Consider the following 15238-nt stretch of genomic DNA (forward strand, 5'->3'; position numbering starts at 1 on the left):
ATGGTAAGCAACGAATCCGGCACCCACGGCGCCATCCTCCAGGACACTAAGCCGGAGGACGGGGACCACCCGACCGTCCAGCTCCGCAACGCGGGCAAGGCGTACGGCAACGTCCGCGCCCTGCACGGCGTCGACCTCGCGGTCCGCCCCGGCCAGGTCACCTGCGTCCTCGGCGACAACGGCGCGGGCAAGTCCACGCTCATCAAAATCATCTCCGGCCTGCACCAGCACACCGAGGGCGAGTTCCTCGTCGACGGGGAGCCGGTGCACTTCACCACCCCCCGTCAGGCACTGGACCGGGGCATCGCGACCGTCTACCAGGACCTGGCCGTCGTCCCGCTGATGCCGGTGTGGCGCAACTTCTTCCTCGGCTCCGAGATGACCAAGGGCCCCTGGCCCTTCCGCCGTCTCGACATCGAGCGGATGAAGAAGACCGCCGACGAGGAACTCCGCAACATGGGCATCGTCCTGGACAACCTGGACCAGCCCATCGGCACCCTCTCCGGCGGCCAGCGCCAGTGCGTCGCCATCGCCCGCGCCGTCTACTTCGGCGCCCGCGTCCTCATCCTGGACGAGCCCACCGCCGCGCTCGGAGTCAAGCAGTCCGGTGTGGTGCTCAAGTACGTGGCCGCCGCCCGCGAACGCGGTCTCGGCGTCATCTTCATCACCCACAACCCGCACCACGCCTACATGGTCGGCGACCACTTCAGCGTCCTGCGCCTGGGCACGATGGAGTTGTCGGCGGAGCGCAGCGAGATCACCCTCGAAGAACTCACCAACCACATGGCCGGCGGCACCGAACTCGCCGCGCTCAAGCACGAGTTGTCCCAAGTACGCGGTGTCGACGTCGAGGAACTCCCCGACGCGAGAGACCTGACAGCGCTGTAGCGGCATGTCCCCAGCAGGCAAGGCCAAAAGCCCCAACTGCTGGGGGACATGCCCGGTCGCCGATGCCTCAGGCCGATGTCTCCGGTGCCTTGCCACTCGTACCGCGCACCACGAGCTTCGGATCCAGTATGGCCTCGCGGACTTCCAGCTCCGGATTCTCCAGCCGTTCGACGGCGAACCGCACGGCGTGTTCCGCCATCAGAGCCGCGTCCTGGCGGACGGTGGTCAGGCCGATGGGCATGAGATGGGAGAGGTGACTGTCGTCGTAACCGACAACCGACACATCACGCGGGACGTCGACGCCTGCGCGCGTCAGGGCCATCAACAGGCCCCACGCACACCGGTCGTTGCCCGCGAGGACCGCCGTCGGCAGGGCCTGCCCCCGATCGCGTTCCGCCAGGAACAGGCGGCCCGACTCGATGCCCGATTCCTCCGTGTGCTCCCCGGGGATGACCCGTACCTCGGCCTCCAGCCCGTGCCGGCGCATCGCGGCCCGGTAGGCACGCCGCCGATCGACCGATCCGGGGCCCCGGCCGCCGTCGATGTGCACGATTCGGCGGTGCCCCAGTTCGACGAGATGCTCCATGGCCTGGTGTACCCCCTTGCCCTCGGCGCTGTGGACGAAGTCCACGCGGGCGCGGGGCACTCGGCGGCTGACCGAGACCGTCACCGCTCTGTGTCCGAGTTCGTCGAGATACGCGGCCTCCGCCTCGGGGCCGAGCAGGATCAGCGCCTCGCAGCGGTGGCTGAGCAACGCCTCGGCCGCCTTCGCCTCGCTGCGGCCGTGGGTGGCCGCGGAGAGCAGGACGTCGTAGCCGAGGCGTTCGGCTTCGGGGTAGATCCCCGCGATGAGGTCCGCGTGGAAGGTCTGGTGCACGGTGAACATCACGCCGAGCGTGCGGCTGCGGCCGCGGGCCAGCAGCCTGGCCGCGCTGTCGGGGTGGTAGCCGATCTCGTCGGCCACCCGCAGCACCCGCTGCCGCGTCTCATCGCTCGCGCCCGGCTGACCGCGGAAGATGATCGAGACGAGCGCCCGCGACACGCCTGCTTTCGCAGCGACGTCCGCCATCGTGGGCCGCTGCTTTCCTGACGCATCCACCTGTGAATCCACCCTCCGCCGCGGCCAACCCTACGGGCCTCTCGAAATCTCCTGGCAACAAGGTATTGACATGACATTTGGACAGGAGTCATCGTACACAGACTAGAGCGCGCTAGTAGAGCGCGGCAGTGAATCTCCTGAACGCCTCCGTCTCCGGTACGAAAGGGAAACCAGCGTGATGCCGTTCGAAGTGCTGACCATGGGCCGCGTAGGGGTGGACGTGTATCCGCTCCAGACCGGTGTGGGGCTGGCCGAGGTCACGTCGTTCGGCAAGTACCTGGGCGGGAGTCCGACCAACGTCGCCGTCGCCGCGGCCCGGTACGGGCACTCCGCGGCCGTGGTCACGAAGACGGGCCGGGACCCTTTCGGGGACTTCGTCCGCACGGCCTTGGAGGGGTACGGCGTCGACAGCCGGTTCGTCGGTACGTCGGACATCGCGCCGACGCCGGTGACGTTCTGCGAGATCTTCCCGCCGGACGACTTCCCGCTCTACTTCTACCGGCTGCCCAAGGCCCCCGACCTGGACATCCAGCCGGACGAACTGGACCTGGACGCCGTCCGCGACGCCCGGATCTTCTGGGTCACCGGGACGGGGCTGAGCGAGGAGCCGAGCCGCGCGGCCACGCTCGCCGCGCTGGCGCACCGGGCGAAGTCCGGGCCGACGGTGTTCGACCTGGACTGGCGGCCGATGTTCTGGCAGGACGCGGATCAGGCGCGGGCGTACTACGTCGAGGCCCTGCGGCACACCACCGTCGCCGTCGGCAATCTCGACGAGTGCGAGGTGGCGACGGGCGAGCGCGAGCCGTACGCGGCCGCGAAGGCACTGCTCGCCGCCGGGGTGGAGCTGGCGGTGGTGAAGCAGGGCCCCAAGGGTGTCCTGGCCGTCGACCGCGACGGTTCGGCGGTGGAGATACCGCCGGTTCCGGTGGACGTCGTCAACGGGCTCGGTGCCGGTGACGCCTTCGGTGGCGCGCTCTGCCACGGTCTGCTCTCCGGCTGGGACACCCGCCGCACGGTCGCCTTCGCCAACGCGGCCGGTGCCGTCGTCGCGGGCCGGCTCTCCTGCTCCGACGCGATGCCCACCGAGGCCGAGGTCGACGCCAAGCTCCGCGAGGCATCCCTCGCTTCCATCGAACGAAAGGCGTGACGACGTGCCGTCCGACATTGTGGGCCGGATCGTGGAGGCCCGGGTCAACGACCCCGGCGCCATCGCGACGGCGGCAGCACGCCGCGTGAAAGCCACCTCGCTCCTCGGCGCCCACGGCAAGGCGATGATCGTCGCGGCCGACCACCCGGCCCGCGGCGCCAACGGCGTCGGCGCCGACCCCACCGCGATGGCCGACCGCTTCGAACTCCTCGACCGCCTGTGCACCGCGCTCGAACGGCCGGGCGTCACCGGGGTGTTGGCCACCGCCGACATCCTGGAGGACCTGCTGCTGCTCGGCGTCCTGGACGGCAAGAGTGTCTTCGGCTCCATGAACCGCGCGGGCCTTGCCGGTTCGGTCTTCGAGATCGACGACCGCTTCACCGGCTACGACGCCGAGACCATCGCCGCGATGCGCTTCGACGGCGGCAAGATGCTCACCCGTATCGCCCTCGACGACCCCGCGACACCCTCCGTCCTGGAGAACACCGCCCGCGCCGTCAACGAGCTGAACGACCGTCAACTCATCGCCATGATCGAGCCGTTCCTCTCCTCCTGGCAGAACGGCCGGATCCGCAACGACCTCTCGACGGACGCCGTCGTCAAGTCGGTCACCATCGCCTCGGGCCTGGGCCGCCGCACCGCCTACACCTGGCTCAAGCTGCCCGTGGTCGACGGCATGGAACGCGTCCTGGCCTCCTCCACCCTCCCCGCGCTCCTCCTCGGCGGCGAGGTCAGGGACCCCGAAGCGGCCTTCGCCTCCTGGGGCAAGGCCCTCAAACTCCCCACCGCGCAGGGCCTGATGGTCGGCCGTTCCCTGCTCTACCCCTCGGACGGCGACATCGCCGGCGCCGTGGACCGGGCGGTGAGCCTGCTGTGACGGACACGAGCAAGTACCATCTGCCCAGCGGGACTTCGGCCGACGGCCCCTACGATCTCCTGGTCACGCCCGAGTCGGCGGGCTGGGGGCACTCCGGCCTCAGGATCCTGACCCTGAGGCCGGGCCAGGCGCACACCCTGTCCACCGGGGACTCCGAGTTCCTGGTCCTGCCGCTGACGGGATCCTGCACCGTCAGCACGGACGGCACGGCCTTCGAACTCACCGGCCGGACAAGCGTGTTCGCCTCCGCCACCGACTTCGCCTACCTCCCCCGCGAGTCGGTGGCCCTGATCAGCAGCGCGGACGGCGGGACGTTCGCGCTGCCCTCCGCCCGTACCGAGCGGAGCTCACTCTCCGCTCGGTACGGGCCCCAAAAGAACGTGCCGGTCGAACTGCGCGGCGCCGGCGCGTGCTCCCGGCAGGTCAACAACTACTGCCTGCCCGGCACGTTCGAGGCCGAGCAGCTCCTGGTGTGCGAGGTCCTCACCCCGGGCGGCAACTGGTCCTCCTACCCGCCCCACAAGCACGACGAGGCCCGGCCGGGCCAGGAGTCGGAGCTGGAGGAGATCTACTACTTCCAGGTCGCGGGCGAGGACGGCTTCGCCTATCAGCGGGTCTACGGCACACAGGACCGGCCGATCGACGTGCTCGCCGAGGTCCGCTCCGGCGACACCGTGCTGATCCCGCACGGCTGGCACGGCCCGTCGATCGCGGCGCCCGGCTACGACCTCTACTACCTCAACGTCATGGCCGGTCCGGGCCAGGACCGCGCCTGGCTGATCTGCGACGACCCCGCCCACGGATGGGTGCGGGAGACCTGGGAGTCCCAGGACGTCGACGACCGCCTGCCCTTCGAAGGACTCACGCAGCGATGACCACCCTACGACTCACCACCGCCCAGGCGCTGGTCCGCTTCCTCGCGAACCAGTACAGCGAGCGCGACGGCCAGGAACAGCGCCTCATCCCCGGCGTCTGGGGCATCTTCGGGCACGGCAACGTGGCCGGCATCGGCCAGGCGCTGCTTCAGGCCGCCGTCACCCAAGAGGCCGACCTGCCCTACTACTTGGCCCGCAACGAGCAGGGCATGGTGCACGCCTCGGTGGCCTACGCGAAGATGCGCGACCGGCTGGCCACCTTCGCCTGCACCGCCTCGACGGGCCCCGGCTCGACGAACATGATCACCGGCGCGGCCCTCGCGACGACCAACCGCATACCGGTTCTCCTGCTGCCCAGCGACATGTTCGCGACCCGCGCCGCCGACCCGGTGCTCCAGCAGTTGGAGGACACCCGGGGCGGGGACGTCACCGTCAACGACGCCTTCAGGGCCGTATCGAAGTACTTCGACCGGATCTCCCGGCCCGAACAGCTGATCCCGGCCGCGCTGGCCGCGATGCGGGTGCTGACGGACCCTGTGGAGACCGGCGCCGTGACCCTCGCCCTGCCGCAGGACGTGCAGGCCGAGGCATACGACTGGCCGGTCGCGTTCTTCCGGCGCCGGGTGTGGCACGTGGGCCGCCCGGTGCCGGAGCCCGCCGCCGTGGAGCGGGCCGTACGGCTGCTGCGCAAGGCACGCAAGCCGCTGATCGTCGCGGGCGGCGGTGTCGTCTACTCCGGCGCCGAGACCCAGCTGCGGGCCTTCGCCCAGGCCACCGGCATTCCGGTCGCCGACACCCACGCCGGCAAGGGCGCCGTCCCCTGGGACCACCCCTGCGCGGTCGGCGGCATCGGCTCGACCGGCTCCTACGCGGCCGACGAACTGGCGAAGGAGGCCGACGTCGTCCTCGGCATCGGCACCCGGTACAGCGACTTCACCACCGCCAGCCACACCGTCTTCGGCAACCCGGACGTCGCCTTCGTCAACCTCAACGTCGCCCGCCTGGACGCGGTCAAGCACTCCGCCGAGCCACTGGTGGCCGACGCCCGGCTCGGCATCGAAGCCCTCGCGGGAGCCCTGAAGGGCTGGGAGGTCGCACCGGAGTACCGCGAGCGAACCCGTCAACTCATCGCCCGTACAAGAGAGATCGAGGACGCCTGCTTCACCGTGGGCCACGGTCCGCTGCCCGCCCAGACCGAGATCCTCGGCGCGCTGAACGACGTACTGGGCGACCGTGACGTCGTCATCAACGCCGCCGGCTCCCTGCCCGGCGATCTGCAACAGCTGTGGCGGGCACGGGATCCGAAGGCGTACCACGTCGAGTACGCGTACTCCTGCATGGGCTACGAGATCGCCGCCGGCCTCGGCGCCAAGATGGCCGACCCCTCGCGCGAGGTCGTCGTACTCGTCGGCGACGGCTCGTATCTGATGATGGCTCAGGAGATCGTGACCATGGTCTCCGAGGGCCTGAAGGTCATCGTCGTCCTCGTCCAGAACCACGGCTTCGCCTCGATCGGCGCGCTGTCCGAGTCGCTCGGCTCGCAGCGCTTCGGCACCAACTACCGCTTCCGGAACGGTGGTTCGGGCCTGCTCGACGGAGACGTCCTCCCCGTCGACCTCGCCGCCAACGCCTCCTCGCTCGGCGCGGACGTCCTGCACGCCACCTCCGTCGACGAGTTCCGTACGGCGATGGAGAAGGCGAAGGCCGCGAGCCGCACCACCGTCGTCCACGTCGAGACCGACCTGTACGGGCCCAACCCGCCGGGCCACGGCTGGTGGGACGTCCCCGTCAGCCAGACCTCCGCCCTGGAGACCACCCGGACCGCGCACGAGACGTACGCCGCCCACAAGCAGGCCCAGCGCCACTACCTGTAAGGACACCCCACCCGTGAAGACCATTCAGCACTGGATCGACGGCACGGCCGTCCCCGGCACGGACACCGCTCCGGTGTTCGACCCGGCCACCGGACGACAGCAGGCCCAGGTGGTCCTCGGCGGGACCGCCGACGTCGACACCGCCGTCACGGCCGCCGCGCGGGCCTTCGAGACCTGGTCCGAGTCGTCTCTCACCCAGCGCACCCAAGTGATGTTCGCCTTCCGGCAGTTGCTCGTCGAGCACGAGGAGGAGCTGGGCCGGATCATCTCCGCCGAACACGGCAAGACCGTCGATGACGCACGCGGCGAGATCACCCGCGGCCGTGAGGTCGTCGAATTCGCCTGCGGACTCGGCGACGTCCTCAAGGGGTCCTTCTCCGACCAGGTCTCCCGCGGCATCGACGTCCACAACTTCCGCCAGCCGCTGGGCGTCGTCGCGGGCATCACACCCTTCAACTTCCCCGCCATGGTGCCCCTTTGGATGCACCCCATCGCCATCGCGACCGGCAACACGTTCATCCTCAAGCCCAGCGAGCGCGACCCCTCCGCCGCGAACTTCGTCGCCGAGCTGTACCAGCGCGCCGGGCTGCCCGACGGGGTCTTCAACGTCGTGCACGGCGGCAAGGACGCGGTCGACGCGATCCTCACCCACCCCGGCATCGCCGCCGTCTCCTTCGTCGGGTCGACGCCGGTCGCCAAGTACGTGCACGAGCACGGCACTTCGGCCGGCAAGCGCGTCCAGGCCCTCGGCGGAGCCAAGAACCACGCAGTCGTCCTCCCCGACGCCGACCTGGAGTTCGCCGCCAACCACATCACCGCCGGCGCCTACGGCTCGGCCGGCGAGCGCTGCATGGCCGTCTCCGTCGCCGTGGCCGTGGGTGACGCGGCGGACGGCCTGGTGGAGGTGCTGGAGCGCAAGGCCCGCGAGGTAAAGGTCGGTCCCGGTGACGCCCCGGGCGTGGAGATGGGACCGCTGGTCACCAAGGCCGCCCAGGAACGCGTCGAGAACGCCGTCGGCACCGCCGCCACGCAGGGCGCCACCGTCGTCGTGGACGGGCGCGGGCTGAAGATCGACGGCCACGAGGACGGCTTCTTCACCGGCCCCTCCCTCCTCGACCACGTCACGGTCGACATGGACGCCTACAAGGAGGAGTTGTTCGGCCCGGTCCTCGCGATCGTCCGCGTCGACACCCTCGACGAGGCCATCGCCGTCATCAACGCCAACCCGTACGGCAACGGAACCGCCCTGTTCACCGCCTCCGGTGAGGCCGCGCGCCGCTTCCAGCGCAAGGTCACGGTCGGGATGATCGGCGTCAACGTGCCGGTCCCCGTGCCGATGTCGTACTACTCCTTCGGCGGCTGGAAGGACTCCCTCATCGGCGACTCCCCCATCCACGGCCCCGAGGGCATCCGCTTCTACACCCGCCCCAAGGTCGTCACCACCCGCTGGCCGCAGCCCGCCCAACAGGTCGCCGCCGGCTTCGACTTCCCCACGTCCAGCTGATCCACCGAGTTCCCCCTCCCTCCTTCGCAAAGGACCGACCATGGCAACGGCGCCAACTCCCCTCCGTACCGTCGCGGGCAACCTCTGCCTGGGCTCCGCTCCCGACTCCTGGGGCATCTGGTTCCCCGAGGACGAGCACCAGGTGCCGTACACCCGCTTCCTCGACGAGCTGGCCGCGGCCGGCTACCAGTGGCTGGAGCTCGGACCGTACGGCTATCTCCCCACCGACCCGCAGCGTCTGAAGGAGGAGCTGGACGCCCGTGGGCTCCAGGTCTCCGGCGGCACCGCGTTCGGCGGGCTGCACCGTCCGGAGGCGTGGGACGAGATGCTCGCCCATGTCCGGCAGGTCGCCGCGCTGACGGCCGCCGCCGGCGCGCACCACCTCGTGCTCCTCCCGCCGATGTACCGGGACGAGAAGACCGGCGCGTTCACCGAGTCGCCCGAGCTGACCGCCGACCAGTGGGCGGGCTTCGGCCGGTCCGCCGACCGGCTGGGCAAGCTGCTGCTCGACGAGTACGACGTACGGCTCGTCATCCATCCGCACGCCGACAGCCACATCCAGACCCAGCCGGAGATCGAGCGGCTGCTCAACGAGTCGGACTCCCGCTACACCAACCTCTGCCTGGACACCGGGCACGTGGCCTACGGCGGCGGCGACAACCTCGACCTGATCCGCCGCTTCGGCGAGCGCGTGGGCTACGTCCACATCAAGCAGATGGATCCCGAGGTGCTGGCCCAAGTCGCCGTCGAGGACCTGTCGTTCGGAGAGGCGGTCAAGCGCGGGGTGTGCGTGTCACCTCCCGCGGGTGTACCGAATCCGGCCGACGTGGTGGCCGAACTCGCGCGGCTGGACGCCGAGTTGTTCGTCATCGTCGAGCAGGACCTGTACCCGTGCGCCCCCGAGGTGCCCTTGCCCATCGCGGTCAGCACGCGTGAGCACCTGGCCGGTTGCGGGCTGACGGGTACCAGCCGCCCGCACCTCGACCGATAGGAGGCGGTGGCCATGGACGTCAGGGACGACACGACCACAGCCCCGGCCACCGCGTTCGCGGACGACGCCCCATTGGCGGTGTCACGGCGGCTGCGGCTCATCACTGTCATCGCCACCTTCGGCGGACTGCTCTTCGGTTACGACACCGGCGTCATCAACGGCGCCCTGCCCTACATGACCGACGACCTGGGCCTGACCCCCTTCACCGAGGGCATGGTCACCAGCTCGCTGCTGCTCGGCGCGGCGGTGGGCGCGGTCACCGGCGGACGGTTCTCGGACGCGCGCGGTCGGCGCCGTACGATCCTCGTCCTCGCGGTGGTGTTCTTCGTCGGCGCACTCGGCTGCACGCTCGCACCGAGCACCGCCGTGATGGTGGTGGCCCGGTTCGTGCTGGGCCTCGCGGTCGGCGGCGCTTCGGTGACCGTGCCGGTCTACCTCGCCGAGATCTCGCCCGCCGAGCGGCGCGGGGCGCTGGTCACCCGTAACGAACTCATGATCGTCAGCGGTCAGTTGCTGGCCTTCACCTCCAACGCGGTCATCGCGCGGGTGGGCGGTGAGTCCGGCGGGGTGTGGCGCTACATGCTCGTGCTCGCCACGATCCCGGCCGTCGTGCTCTGGTTCGGCATGCTGGTCATGCCGGAGAGCCCGCGCTGGCTGGCCTCCAAGACCCGCTTCGCCGAAGCCCTCGAAGTGCTCAAGCAGGTCCGGTCCCAACAGCGGGCCGAGGCCGAACTCGCCGAGGTCTCCGCGCTCGCCGTCAAGGAGGACCAGGCGAAGCTCGGCGGCTGGCAGGACATGAAGTCCACACCGTGGCTGCGCCGGCTGATGTTCGTCGGCTTCGGCATCGCGATCGTGCAGCAGATCACCGGCGTCAACACGATCATGTACTACGGCACCCAGATCCTCACCGACGCCGGCTTCACCGCCGACAGCGCCCTGACCGCGAACATCGCCAACGGTGTCATCTCGGTGCTCGCCACCTTCGTCGGCATCTGGCTGCTCGGCCGCTGCAACCGCCGCCCGATGCTGATGACCGGTCAGATCGGCACGACAGCAGCCCTGTTGCTGATCGGAGTCTTCTCGCTACTGCTGCCTTCCGGTGACGGCCGGGCGTTCGCCGTGCTCGCCATGACGGTCACCTTCCTCGCCTTCCAGCAGGGGGCGATCTCGCCGGTGACCTGGCTGATGCTGTCGGAGATCTTCCCGATGCGGATGCGCGGCTTCGGGATGGGTGTCGCGGCCGTGGTGCTGTGGCTGACCAACTTCGCGATCGGGCTGGTCTTCCCGTCCCTGGTCTCCGCCATCGGGGTCTCCAGCACCTTCTTCCTCTTCGTGGTGGCGGGCGTCTTCTCGTTCACCTTCGTCAAGCTCTACGTCCCCGAGACCAAGGGCCGCACCCTCGAAACCCTCGAAGCCGAACTCCGGGCGCGCTTCTCCTGACCTCGTCTGCATAAGGAATGACCATGACCGTACGTGTAGGAGTCATCGGCGCCGGCTGGATCGGCAAGGAACACATCCAGCGCCTCACCCACACCGTCACAGGCGCCCGCGTCACCGCGGTCACCGACATCGACGCCGCCCGTGCCGAGGAGGCGGCGGCGCCGGTCGGTGCCCGGGTGCTGCCCGACGGCGCCGCCGTGATCGCGGCGGACGACGTGGACGCCGTGCTCGTGACGTCCTGGGGTCCGACCCACGCCGAGCACGTGCTGACCGCGATAGCCGCCGGGAAGCCGGTGTTCTGCGAGAAGCCGCTGGCCACGACCGCCGAGGACTGCCTGCGGATCATCGAGGCCGAGACGGCACACGGCCGCCGCCTGGTCCAGGTCGGCTTCATGCGCCGCTACGACGTCGGATACCGACAGTTGAAGCAGGTCATCGACTCCGGCCGCATCGGCGAGCCGCTGATCGTGCACTGCGCCCACCGCAACCCGACCGTCCCGGAGTCGTACACGTCCGACATGGCCGCCCTGGACACGGCGGTGCACGAGGTGGACGTCCTGCGCTGGCTGCTCGACGACGAGATCGTCTCCACCCAGGTGGTCACCCCGCGCGCCACGAGCAAGCGGTTCGCGCATCTCAAGGACCCGCAGATCATGCTCTTCGAGACGGCCAAGGGCGTCCGCATCGACCTTGAGGTCTTCGTCAACTGCCAGTACGGCTACGACATCCAGTGCGAGGCGGTGGGTGAGGAGGGGCTCGTCCGCTTGCCCGACCCGGCCGCCGTCGGCGTACGGAGCGCGGGGCAGCACAGCACGGAGGTGCTCACCGACTGGGTGGGCCGCTTCGCGGACGCCTTCAACACGGAGTTCCGCGAGTGGATCGCGGGGATCGCCGCCGGCAACGAGCCCACCGGCCCCTCGGCCTGGGACGGCTACGCGGCCACCGTCATCACCAGCGCGACCGTCGAGGCCCTGGAGTCGGGCCACGTCGTCGCCACCGACCTCAAGCCCCGACCCGCCTTCTACGGAGGTGCCGCGTGAAGATCGCCCTCGACCCCTACATGTTCCGCGCCCTGCCCATCGACGACATGGTGCGCACGGTCGCCGAACTCGGCTACGACTACATCGAGTTGTCGCCCCGCGACGACTTCATGCCGTTCTTCCTGCACCCGCGTGCGGACGACGACCGCGTGGCGGAGCTGAAGAACTCCCTGCGCACGCATGGCGTCCAACTGTCCTCCGTGCTCCCGCTGTACAAGTGGTCCTCGCCCGACGAGACCGAGCGGCAGACCGCCGTACGGTACTGGAAGCGGATGATCGAGATCACCGCCGAGCTCGAATGTCCGCTGATGAACTCGGAGTTCAACGGCCGACCCGAGCGCGCCGCCGAGAGCGAGGCCGCCTTCTGGCGCTCGCTGGAGGAACTGCTCCCGGTCTTCGAGCGCGAGGGCATCGCCCTCAACCTGGAGGCCCACCCGGACGACTTCTGCGAGGAGAACACCCCCGCCGTCGACCTCGTCCGCGCGATCAACAAGCCCTGGGTGAACTACCTTTACTGCGCCCCGCACTCCTTCCACCTCTCGGGCTCCGACCCGACGGCGGACATCGCGGCGATGATGCGCTACGCCGGCGACAAGCTCCAGCACGTGCACATCGCAGACTCCTTCAACCACAAGGGGTCCAGCGGCCTGCGTTACATCCTCAACCCGCCGGGCACCGCCGCGCGCATCCACCAGCACCTCGACATCGACCAGGGCGAAGTCGACTGGGACGCCTTCTTCGGCACCCTGCGCGAGCTGAACTTCGACGGCGTGGCCACGGCCTGCGTCTTCGCCTGGGAGGAACGCGCCCGCGAGTCCTCGGCCTTCATGCTCGACCGCATCACCAAGGAACTCACCGTGTGAACAACCGCCGCATCAGGCCGACTTGAGACGCGCATCGGCCGGCCGTGGCGCCGCTCCCGTCCAGGGGCCCGCGTCACGACCGCCCGTACGTGGCCCGCGCCGCAGTGAAGACCATGCGCCCTCGGTACGCCGTGCACTCACGGCATCCGGCCCACGGACTGGCGGATGACCAGCTGAGTGCTCAGCACCACGTGGTCGTCCCCGGCGAGACGCTCCTCGCTTCCCAGTGCCAGACGTACGGCGGTACGGCCCAGTTCCTCGTACGGCACCCGGACCGTGGTGAGCGCCGGGGACAGGTCGCCGGCGAAGGGCACGTCGTCGAATCCGACGAGCGACACATCGCCGGGGACGTCCAGACCGGCCTCGCGGAGGGCGGCGAGCACGCCGACGGCCACCATGTCGGTGCCGGCGAAAACCGCCGTGAAGTCCAGTCCGGAGCGCAGGGCGTCCCGGGTCCGCCGATAGCCCGAGACGCGGGTGTACAGACCCGAGCTGTCCAACTCCTCGGCATACGGCACATCATGGGCCCGCAGAGCCTGGCGATAGCCGGCCCGGCGCTCCTCGGAACTGCTCAGCAGCGGCTCGCCGCCGAGGAAGAGGATGCGCCGGTGGCCCGCCGTGAGCAGGTGGTCGGCGGCCTGGAAAGCGCCTCCTTTGTTGTCGTACTCCACCACCGTGACGGGCGGCCCCTCGGGCAGCGGTGGGCGCCCGCACAGCACCAGCCGGGATCCGACGGCGTCCAGGGCGGTGGCGTACCGCGCCATGCGCCGGTGATAGGCCTCGCCCGGAACCGCTCCGCCCACGAGGACCACTGCCGCCGCGTGCTGCTCTCGCATGAGCTGCACCAGGTCGTCCTCGCGGTCCGTGTCACCGTGGGTGACACAGACGAGGCTCAACTTGCCCCGGGCGGCGGCCTCTTGCTCGACCCCGGCGGCGACATGAGCGAGCGAGGGGCCGGTGATGTCCTGGATGACCAGGGCGACGGGCCCCGCGACCCGGCCGGACAGCGCCTTGGCATGGACGTTCACGACGTAGTGCAGTGACTCGACCGCCGTCATGACGCGGGCCCGGGTCTCCTCCGAGACCGGGTAGTTGCCGGCCAAGGCCCGGGAAACGGTTGCTACGGACACACCGGCCCGTGCGGCGACGTCTCGGATCGTGCTGGGCTTTCCCTGTCCGGCGTTCCCCCGCAGATGCTTGCCGTTCCCGGTTCGAGGGCTCGTCGTACGAGCTCCGGTTTCCTGATCCGTCACAGCTCGACGCTACTGCATCGGAAGCCACTTGTAGCGGGAGCGACGAGAGCCTGCGCCATCCCGCCAGTAAACGTTTTCTCATCCTGGGATCGGCCGAGGGAAGACCGGCCTCAGGCACTGTTGACGAGGTCCGAGCGCACAACCCGGTGGGCGGGCTCGTCGCCCGCGGCGAGGCGTTCCAGCTCGTCGACCACCGTGCGGCCCAGGCGCTCCAGTTCGTTGCCGAGCGACCCGGCGATGTGCGGCGTCAGGAACACGTTCGGCAGCCGGTACAGCGGGGAGTCGGCGGGCAGCGGCTCGGGTTCGGTGACGTCGAGCACCGCACCGATCCGGCCGCTGACCAGTTCGTCGGTGAGTGCCAGAGGGTCGACGAGAGCGCCGCGCGAGGTGTTGATGAGCACACCGCCGTCCGGGATCAGCGCGAGCTTCGCCCGGTCGAGCATCCGGTAGGTCTCGGGAATGTCGGGGGCGTGCAGACTGACGATGTCGCTGGTGCGCATCAACTCGTCGAGCGGCAGGCGTACGACACCCAGCCCGGCGGCCTCGGCATCGTCCACGTACGGGTCGTACAGCGTGACCGTCAGGTCGAAGGGGCGCAGCAGTTCCAGGAGTCGTCTGCCGACTCTGGACGCGCCGATGATCCCGATGCGCCGGCCGAGGTTGCCGATCGGCCCGTGGTCTCCCGGCGCCGGGTGGACGTGCTCGGTCCGGAAGCGTTCGCGCAGGCCGAAGGCGCCCTTCCCGGCGAACAGGATCGCCGCGAGGGTGTATTCGGCGACCGGAAGCGCGTTGGCCCGTACCGCGCTGGAGACGGCGATGCCGTGCTCCCAGACCGCGTCACCGAGCAGGCCGCGCACACTGCCCGCGGCGTGCAGGACGGTCCGCAACCGGGGTGCGGCGGCCAGCGCGTCCGCGCCGATGTACGGACAGCCCCAGCCGGTGATCAGGATCTCCGCCTCGGCCAGTGCGCGTACCGACTCCGGATCGGTGAAGTCCCGTACGACCAGGGTGGGATCGATCTGTGCCACTTCCTGGAGCCGGGCCATCAGCCGGGGCGGGAACAGTTCGGGGAGGTGCACCGGGTCCATGGCGAACAGGGCGCGTGGCAACGGTGGCATGGGCATGGAGCTCCCGCTTCGGCCTGAGGTGGTGAGGTGGTGAGGTGGTGAGGTGGAGTGGAATCAAGAAGAAAACGTATTCCACGCTACGGACGAAATCGTCGACAGGTCAACGGGTCTTGCCGCACCGCCGTCGACTGCCCGGAGCTCGCCAACTGCTCGCCGGATTCGACAGGTTCGACAAATAACCAGGTCAAAGCCCATACAGAGGGACCGGTAGGAGAGATCGGCGAAACACACGCGTTCCCGCCTCTTGTGGTCAACCCTCT

The 15238-nt window shown here is 69.7% G+C and carries 13 protein-coding genes; 10 read left to right on the forward strand and 3 right to left on the reverse strand.

Features of this window, described 5'->3' with window-relative positions; all coding sequences use genetic code 11:
- Positions 1 to 888, forward strand: coding sequence for an ATP-binding cassette domain-containing protein (locus OG407_RS06035; protein WP_405855706.1), 888 nt, complete (start codon positions 1 to 3; stop codon positions 886 to 888).
- Positions 889 to 955: 67 nt separating this feature from the next.
- On the opposite strand, the gene OG407_RS06040 is transcribed toward OG407_RS06035, so the two are convergent.
- Complete coding sequence (locus OG407_RS06040; RefSeq protein ID WP_405855707.1) at positions 956 to 1957, reverse strand: LacI family DNA-binding transcriptional regulator; 1002 nt, start codon at positions 1955 to 1957, stop codon at positions 956 to 958.
- A 208-nt stretch (positions 1958 to 2165) separates the two neighbouring features.
- On the opposite strand from OG407_RS06040, the gene iolC reads away from it, so the two are divergent.
- The 9 genes from iolC to OG407_RS06085 are packed head-to-tail and all read left to right on the forward strand — an operon-like array spanning position 2166 to position 12598.
- Positions 2166 to 3134, forward strand: a complete 969-nt coding sequence (iolC, locus tag OG407_RS06045) for a 5-dehydro-2-deoxygluconokinase (protein WP_405855709.1) — start codon at positions 2166 to 2168, stop codon at positions 3132 to 3134.
- 4 nt (positions 3135 to 3138) lie between these two features.
- Entirely contained in the window at positions 3139 to 4011 is an 873-nt protein-coding gene (locus OG407_RS06050) for an aldolase (RefSeq protein WP_405855711.1), read from the forward strand.
- The gene (iolB, locus tag OG407_RS06055) at positions 4008 to 4886 is read left to right on the forward strand and encodes a 5-deoxy-glucuronate isomerase (protein ID WP_405855713.1); all 879 of its coding nucleotides are present in this window, start codon (positions 4008 to 4010) and stop codon (positions 4884 to 4886) included. Before OG407_RS06050 ends, iolB begins: the two co-directional genes overlap by 4 nt.
- Positions 4883 to 6760: a 3D-(3,5/4)-trihydroxycyclohexane-1,2-dione acylhydrolase (decyclizing) gene (iolD, locus tag OG407_RS06060; protein WP_405855715.1), complete on the forward strand. Its 1878-nt coding sequence runs from the start codon at positions 4883 to 4885 to the stop codon at positions 6758 to 6760. Before iolB ends, iolD begins: the two co-directional genes overlap by 4 nt.
- Before the next feature lie 13 nt (positions 6761 to 6773).
- The gene (locus OG407_RS06065; protein ID WP_405855717.1) at positions 6774 to 8264 is read left to right on the forward strand and encodes a CoA-acylating methylmalonate-semialdehyde dehydrogenase; all 1491 of its coding nucleotides are present in this window, start codon (positions 6774 to 6776) and stop codon (positions 8262 to 8264) included.
- 40 nt (positions 8265 to 8304) lie between these two features.
- Positions 8305 to 9255 carry a TIM barrel protein gene (locus OG407_RS06070; protein WP_405855719.1) on the forward strand — a complete coding sequence of 317 codons (951 nt, stop codon included), beginning with the start codon at positions 8305 to 8307 and terminating at the stop codon, positions 9253 to 9255.
- Between the two features lie 12 nt (positions 9256 to 9267).
- Complete coding sequence (locus OG407_RS06075) at positions 9268 to 10695, forward strand: sugar porter family MFS transporter (RefSeq protein ID WP_405855721.1); 1428 nt, start codon at positions 9268 to 9270, stop codon at positions 10693 to 10695.
- A 23-nt stretch (positions 10696 to 10718) separates the two neighbouring features.
- Entirely contained in the window at positions 10719 to 11735 is a 1017-nt protein-coding gene (locus OG407_RS06080; protein ID WP_405855723.1) for a Gfo/Idh/MocA family oxidoreductase, read from the forward strand.
- Positions 11732 to 12598, forward strand: coding sequence for a sugar phosphate isomerase/epimerase family protein (locus tag OG407_RS06085; RefSeq protein WP_405855725.1), 867 nt, complete (start codon positions 11732 to 11734; stop codon positions 12596 to 12598). Before OG407_RS06080 ends, OG407_RS06085 begins: the two co-directional genes overlap by 4 nt.
- A 137-nt stretch (positions 12599 to 12735) precedes the next feature.
- On the opposite strand, the gene OG407_RS06090 is transcribed toward OG407_RS06085, so the two are convergent.
- The gene (locus OG407_RS06090; RefSeq protein ID WP_405855727.1) at positions 12736 to 13851 is read right to left on the reverse strand and encodes a LacI family DNA-binding transcriptional regulator; all 1116 of its coding nucleotides are present in this window, start codon (positions 13849 to 13851) and stop codon (positions 12736 to 12738) included.
- A 110-nt stretch (positions 13852 to 13961) separates the two neighbouring features.
- Positions 13962 to 14975 (reverse strand): hydroxyacid dehydrogenase, encoded by a 1014-nt coding sequence (locus OG407_RS06095; protein WP_405855729.1) that lies wholly within the window; start codon positions 14973 to 14975, stop codon positions 13962 to 13964.
- Between the last annotated feature and the right edge of the window lie 263 nt (positions 14976 to 15238).

It is taken from the genome of Streptomyces sp. NBC_01515 (assembly GCF_045040345.1).
Lineage (GTDB): Bacteria > Actinomycetota > Actinomycetes > Streptomycetales > Streptomycetaceae > Streptomyces.

What these genes read in the sequence shown, in the direction of transcription:
- iolD (WP_405855715.1), top strand. Translation starts at nt 4,883, where the DNA reads ATGACCACCCTACGACTCACCACCGCCCAGGCGCTGGTCCGCTTCCTC.
- OG407_RS06095 (WP_405855729.1), bottom strand. Translation starts at nt 14,975, where the DNA reads ATGCCCATGCCACCGTTGCCACGCGCCCTGTTCGCCATGGACCCGGTG.
- OG407_RS06080 (WP_405855723.1), top strand. Translation starts at nt 10,719, where the DNA reads ATGACCGTACGTGTAGGAGTCATCGGCGCCGGCTGGATCGGCAAGGAA.
- OG407_RS06070 (WP_405855719.1), top strand. Translation starts at nt 8,305, where the DNA reads ATGGCAACGGCGCCAACTCCCCTCCGTACCGTCGCGGGCAACCTCTGC.
- OG407_RS06035 (WP_405855706.1), top strand. Translation starts at nt 1, where the DNA reads ATGGTAAGCAACGAATCCGGCACCCACGGCGCCATCCTCCAGGACACT.
- OG407_RS06040 (WP_405855707.1), bottom strand. Translation starts at nt 1,957, where the DNA reads ATGGCGGACGTCGCTGCGAAAGCAGGCGTGTCGCGGGCGCTCGTCTCG.
- OG407_RS06075 (WP_405855721.1), top strand. Translation starts at nt 9,268, where the DNA reads ATGGACGTCAGGGACGACACGACCACAGCCCCGGCCACCGCGTTCGCG.
- iolC (WP_405855709.1), top strand. Translation starts at nt 2,166, where the DNA reads ATGCCGTTCGAAGTGCTGACCATGGGCCGCGTAGGGGTGGACGTGTAT.